This window comes from Isoptericola sp. NPDC060257, assembly GCF_042726645.1.
In the GTDB taxonomy this organism is placed as follows: Bacteria; Actinomycetota; Actinomycetes; order Actinomycetales; family Cellulomonadaceae; genus Isoptericola; species Isoptericola nanjingensis.
This window is the reverse complement of record NZ_JBHXAW010000293.1, coordinates 1-5,430: the sequence shown is the minus strand read 5'-3', so window position 1 is coordinate 5,430 and position 5,430 is coordinate 1. Positions and strand designations below refer to the sequence as shown.

Below are 5,430 nucleotides of genomic sequence, written 5' to 3'. Positions count from 1 at the left end.
GGGCCGCCCTTCGCGCGTCGGCCGGTGCTCAGCCCGACTTGCGGCGGAACATCTTCTGCACGGGCCCGGTCGTCTCCGAGCCGTGCACCTGGCCGGTGTTGCCGTCCTTGCCGGCGGTCGGGTGGCTGGCGGCGTTCTTCTTCTCCAGCGCCTCCCGGAAGCGCGCCTTCGTGTCCTCGGAGGGCTTCGCCCTGGAGTCGTCCGTCATCGCGGTCACCTCGTCGTCCGTCGGGGTGGGTGTGCTCGCGCGGCGGGGCCGCGCAGCACCTGGTGGCGTCCAGCATGCCCCGGGCCGCCACCCCGCGCCAGGGCATTTCGCCCGGACCGGGCGACCCGGGCGTCAGGCGGTCGTGCCGCTGCCGGCGGTGGCGCGCTCGTCCCGCTCCGCCCGCAGCGAGGTGATCGCCGACTCGAAGTCCTCGAGGGACTCGAACGACTGGTAGACGCTGGCGAAGCGCAGGTAGGCGACCTCGTCCAGCTCGCGCAGCGGCCCGAGGATCGCCAGACCGACCTCGTTCGCCTCGATCTCGGGGCGGCCGGAGGCGCGCAGGGTCTCCTCGACCTTCTGCGCGAGGACGGCGAGGTCGTCGGAGCTCACCGGCCGGCCCTGGCACGCCTTGCGCACGCCCGCCACGACCTTGTCCCGGCTGAAGGGCTCGGTCACCCCGGAGCGCTTGGCCACCGACAGGCTGGCCGTCTCGATCGTGGTGAACCGGCGCTGGCACGCGGGGCACTGACGCCGGCGTCGGATGGACGAGCCGTCGTCGGAGGTGCGCGAGTCGACGACTCGCGAGTCCGCATGGCGGCAGAACGGGCAGTGCATCGCTGGTCTCCTGCGCTCGGCTCCGGACCGGCGCCCGGCTGCCCGACAAGGTAAGCGGCGGGCGACCGTCCGCGCAAGCAGGATCCCCGCGGCGGGCGCGCCGGTCCTCGCCGTCAGTCCAGCGGGAGCACCACGACCTGCCCGGTCTGGAGCTCCGCCGACGTGAGCCCGTTGAGGTCGCGGAGCTCGGCGACCACGTCGCGCAGATCCTCGCCCGTGTCGCGCACCTGCTGCGCGTACTGCCAGAGGGTGTCGCCGGGCGCCACCGTCTGGAGCCGGACCTCGACGCCCGCGCCCGGCGACTCGGCGACGGCGCGCTGGCCGAACAGCCCCGCGCCCACGAGCACGAGGAGCACGAGGGCCGCGACCACCACCCGGCCCCTGCGGGTGAGCCGGAGCCCTCCGAGCCCGAGGAAACCGTGCGCGTCGCTGGTGCTGCGTGCGTTCTGCATCGTCCTGCCTCCGGTCCACGTGGTGCCGCGCGAGGCGGCCGCTCCGTCGAACGTCTGTTCTTCGAACACCTGTACGTCGAACTGCTGTACTAGGTGTACCACGTCCCGGCGACACGGTCGAGGTCCGATCGAACAGATGTTTGATGTCGGGCCGGAACTGGCTTAGAGTGGCCGACAGCGCGATGGAAGGTTTGTCGGATTTCATCGGCCCGCCCACGGGCCGCGCCCTGCAGGACGGAGAACGCGATGACCAGCGGACGGGACCAGGCCCCGGCGTCCACGACGACGGCGACGCCATGGGCTGCCCAGGACGAGACCCTCGAGGACGCGGCCACCACGACGGCCGGCGCCTCCACGACCGCGCTGGCGTCGGTGAGCGAGCTCTCTCCGTCGTCCGACCGCCTCACGCCCCGCCAGCGGCGCGTGCTCGAGACCATCCGCAGCTCCGTCGAGGCCCGCGGCTACCCGCCGACCATGCGCGAGATCGGCGAGGCCGTGGGCCTGGCGAGCCCGTCCTCGGTCAAGCACCAGCTCACCACGCTCGAGCGCAAGGGCTACCTGCGCCGCGACCCCAACCGGCCGCGCGCGATCGAGGTCGTCGACCCCGAGACGCCCGCCGTCGTGGCCGCCGCTCCCGACGCCGACCCCGCTCCCGGGTACGTGGCCGGGTCGCTCGCCGCGTCCGACGCGCAGCCGGCCCAGGCCCCGTCCTACGTCCCGCTGGTCGGCCGGATCGCCGCCGGAGGCCCCATCCTCGCGGAGCAGGTCGTCGAGGACGTCTTCCCGCTCCCCCGGCAGGTCGTCGGCGACGGCGACCTGTTCCTGCTCAAGGTCGCGGGCGACTCGATGGTCGACGCCGCGATCTGCGACGGCGACTGGGTGGTCGTGCGCAGCCAGCCCGTCGCCGAGAACGGGGAGGTCGTCGCCGCGATGATCGACGGCGAAGCCACGGTCAAGACCTTCAAGCAGGCCGACGGGCACACCTGGCTGCTGCCGCAGAACGCCGCCTACTCCCCCATCCCGGGCGACGAGGCGCAGGTGCTCGGCCGGGTCGTGGCGGTGCTCCGCAGCCTCTGAGCGCCGGTGCGGCGCCCCGGGCCGTCAGAACCCGAGGCGCTGCTGCACGGCCCGCATGCTCTCGGCCGACGCGCGCAGCCCGGCGACCTCGTCGTCCGACAGCGGCGTGTCGATCGTCTCCGCCACGCCCCGTCGGCCGACGAGCGACGGTACCGACAGGCAGACGTCGCTGATGCCGTAGAAGTCGTCGAGGCGCGACGACACGTTCATCACGCGGTGCTCGTCGTTGAGCACCGCCTCGATGATCCTGGTCGCGGCCAGACCGACCGCGTAGTTGGTCGCCCCCTTGCCGGCGATGACGCGGTAGGCGGACTCCACGACGTCGGTCGCGATGCGCCGCCGGGCGGGCTCGTCGAGGGGCGGGTGCCCCCGGAACGGCCGCCAGTCCAGGAGAGGCACGCCGGCGATCGTCGCGGAGCTCCACAGCACGATCTCCGAGTCGCCGTGCTCGCCCGCGATGTTCGCGTGCACGTTCCCGACGGCCACCCCGCAGTGGCGGGCCAGCGCGTCGCGCAGCCGGGACGAGTCGAGGACGGTCCCGCTGCCGAACACCCGGCCCCGGGGCAGGCCGCTGATCTCCTGCGCGGCGTAGGTGACGACGTCGACCGGGTTGGTGACCATGAGGAACACGGCGTCCGGGGCCACCTCGAGCAGGCCCGGCAGGATGGACCGCGTGAGGCCGACCGTCGCCTCGGCCAGGTCGAGGCGGCTCTGGCCGGGTTTCTGCTTGGCTCCCGCCGTCACCGCGACGATGTCGGCGCCGCGACAGACCTCCACGTCGTCCGAGCCGTCGATCTCGGCCTGGGGGATGAACATGCCCCCGTGCCGAAGGTCGAGCACCTCGGCCTCGACCTTCGCGCGGTTGACGTCCAGGAGGGCGACGGACCGGGCCGCGCCCCGGGCCAGCGCTGCGTACGCGAGGGTGGAGCCCACCGCGCCCGCCCCGACGATCGCGAGCTTGGTCGTCCTGCGTGTCTCGTCCACGGCCACACGCTATGTGTCGAGGCGCCGGAGCGCAGCGCGGACGAGCTCCCCGTCGGTGGTCGGCCAGAAGTCCGGCATGGACCGGGTGAGGAAGGAGCCGTAGCGGGCGGTCGCGAGCCGGGGGTCGAGCACGGCCACGACGCCGCGGTCCTCCCCCGTGCGCACGAGCCGGCCGGCGCCCTGCGCCAGCAGCAGGGCGGCGTGCGTGGCCGAGACCTGCATGAACCCGTTGCCGCCCGCCTGCTCCACGGAGCGGGCACGGGCCGCCTTCACCGGGTCGTCCGGGCGCGGGAACGGGATCCGGTCCACGAGCACCAGCTGGCAGCTCGGGCCCGGGACGTCCACGCCCTGCCACAGGGACAGCGTGCCGAACAGGCAGGTCTTCGGGTCGTCGGCGAACGCCTTGACGAGCGTCGGCAGCTGGTCGTCGCCCTGGCACAGCACGGGCACGTCCAGCCGTTCGCGCATCGCCTCCGCCGCGGCCTGCGCCGCTCGGCGGGACGAGAACAGCCCGAGAGTCCGTCCTCCCGCGGCCTCGATCAGTCCCGCGATCTCGTCGAGCTGGGCGTCCGTGGTCGGTTCCCGCCCAGGCGCGGGCAGGTGCCGCGCGACGTAGAGGATGCCCTGGCGCGGGTAGTCGAACGGGCTGCCGACGTCCAGCCCGGACCAGTCCGCCGTCTCGTCGGAACCGCCCGAGCCCGCGAGGCCGAGCGAGCGCGCCACCGGGTCGAAGGTGCCGCCGAGCGTGAGGGTGGCCGACGTGAACACGCCGGTCGCCTCGCCCAGGAGGTGCGTGCGGATGAGCCCCGCCACCGCCAGCGGCGCGGCGTGCAGGCGCGTGACGCCGTCGCCGGCCCACGGAGCGTTCTCCGGCGGACGCGAGCACCAGAGCACGTCCGCCGTCGTGTCCTCGGCCGCCATCCGCTCCGCGACCTCGAAGAGCTGCAGGACGGCGGACTGCGCCATCTTCATCCCGGCATCCGGCGCCTCCTGCCCCTTCCCCGCGCCCTGGGGCTTGAGGCGCGTGAGGAGCTCGCGCGCCGCGTCACGCACGGCGCCCACGGCGGCGCGCAGCTCGTCCGGAAGGCCGAGCGGGAAGCGTTCCGCGGGCGCGGTGGCGAGCAGGGTGCCCAGGCGCTGGGAGGCGGCGTCGAGCGCCTCCGTCTCGGTGCCGCCGTGCCGCCGGGCGAGGCGCGCGGCGTGCTCCACGATCGTCAGCGAGAGGTCGACGGTCGCGGCCGCCGTCACACGCTCGGCGAGCTCGTGCGCCTCGTCGACGACGACCGCGTCGTGCTCCGGCAGCACGCCCGGGTTCCCCGAGACGGCGATGCCGAGCATGGCGTGGTTGGTGACGACGACGTCGGCCTCGCGGGCCGCCGCGCGGGCCCGCTCGGGGAAGCACTCCGCCAGGAGCGGGCACCGCTGCCCCAGGCACTCCAGGGCGGTGACGGACACCTGGCGCCAGGCCTTGTCGGGGACCCCGGGCACGAGGTCGTCCCGGTCGCCCGTGTCGGTCTCGTCGGCCCAGCCGTGCAGCCGGCGCACGTGGTCGGCCAGCGTCGCCGTGTCGTCGGCGCGCCCGCCGCGTCCGCGGGGGCCGGGCGGCGCCGGGTGCTGCTCGGCGCCCGCGCCCTCGCCGGGGCCGGGGTCGGCCGGCAGGTCGAAGAGCGTCGCGCCCTCGACGGGGTAGCCCCCGGTCACCTTGTGCTTGCACAGGTAGTTGTGCCAGCCCTTGAGCAGCGCGACCTTGGGAGGGCGGGGCAGCTTCGGCCCCACCGTCTCGGCGACCAGCGGCAGGTCGCGCGTGACCACCTGGCGCTGCAGCGCCAGGGTCGCGGTGGAGACGATGACGCGCCTGCCGTCGACGACCGCGTGCCGTACCGCCGGGACGAGGTACGCGAGCGACTTGCCCGTCCCCGTGCCCGCCTGCACCAGCAGGTGCCGGCCGTCGTCGACGGCCTCGGCCACCGCCTCCGCCATGCGGCGCTGGCCCTCCCGCCGTCCGCCCCCGAGGGCCCCCACCGCCAGGTCGAGGAGCTGCGGGGCGTCGGGGGCGTCGGCGGAGGTCACCCGTCGATCCTAGGGCACCCCGCC

The 5,430-nt window shown here is 74.6% G+C and carries 6 protein-coding genes; 1 reads left to right on the top strand and 5 read right to left on the bottom strand.

What is annotated here, in order from left to right; translation table 11 throughout:
* Positions 1-28 precede the first annotated feature (28 nt).
* The 3 genes from ACFWEK_RS18405 to ACFWEK_RS18395 all read right to left on the bottom strand — a co-directional run bounded on the left by ACFWEK_RS18405 (position 29) and on the right by ACFWEK_RS18395 (position 1,275).
* Positions 29-208, bottom strand: coding sequence for a DUF5302 domain-containing protein (locus ACFWEK_RS18405; protein ID WP_429762202.1), 180 nt, complete (start codon positions 206-208; stop codon positions 29-31).
* Between the two features lie 132 nt (positions 209-340).
* Complete coding sequence (gene nrdR, locus ACFWEK_RS18400) at positions 341-823, bottom strand: transcriptional regulator NrdR (RefSeq protein ID WP_430547352.1); 483 nt, start codon at positions 821-823, stop codon at positions 341-343.
* Between the two features lie 113 nt (positions 824-936).
* The gene (locus ACFWEK_RS18395) at positions 937-1,275 is read right to left on the bottom strand and encodes a LysM peptidoglycan-binding domain-containing protein (RefSeq protein ID WP_430547351.1); all 339 of its coding nucleotides are present in this window, start codon (positions 1,273-1,275) and stop codon (positions 937-939) included.
* A 246-nt stretch (positions 1,276-1,521) separates the two neighbouring features.
* On the opposite strand from ACFWEK_RS18395, the gene lexA reads away from it, so the two are divergent.
* Positions 1,522-2,352, top strand: coding sequence for a transcriptional repressor LexA (lexA, locus tag ACFWEK_RS18390; RefSeq protein ID WP_430554970.1), 831 nt, complete (start codon positions 1,522-1,524; stop codon positions 2,350-2,352).
* 24 nt (positions 2,353-2,376) lie between these two features.
* On the opposite strand, the gene ACFWEK_RS18385 is transcribed toward lexA, so the two are convergent.
* Both ACFWEK_RS18385 and ACFWEK_RS18380 read right to left on the bottom strand, forming a co-directional pair.
* Positions 2,377-3,336, bottom strand: coding sequence for an L-lactate dehydrogenase (locus ACFWEK_RS18385; protein ID WP_430554969.1), 960 nt, complete (start codon positions 3,334-3,336; stop codon positions 2,377-2,379).
* Between the two features lie 9 nt (positions 3,337-3,345).
* A complete protein-coding gene (locus ACFWEK_RS18380) occupies positions 3,346-5,406 on the bottom strand; it encodes an ATP-dependent DNA helicase (RefSeq protein ID WP_430547348.1) in 2,061 nt (686 codons plus the stop codon).
* Positions 5,407-5,430 lie beyond the last annotated feature (24 nt).

Excerpts from the sequence above, each read along its gene's own strand:
- ACFWEK_RS18405 (WP_429762202.1), bottom strand. The coding sequence starts at position 208 with ATGACGGACGACTCCAGGGCGAAGCCCTCCGAGGACACGAAGGCGCGC.
- nrdR (WP_430547352.1), bottom strand. The coding sequence starts at position 823 with ATGCACTGCCCGTTCTGCCGCCATGCGGACTCGCGAGTCGTCGACTCG.
- ACFWEK_RS18395 (WP_430547351.1), bottom strand. The coding sequence starts at position 1,275 with ATGCAGAACGCACGCAGCACCAGCGACGCGCACGGTTTCCTCGGGCTC.
- lexA (WP_430554970.1), top strand. The coding sequence starts at position 1,522 with ATGACCAGCGGACGGGACCAGGCCCCGGCGTCCACGACGACGGCGACG.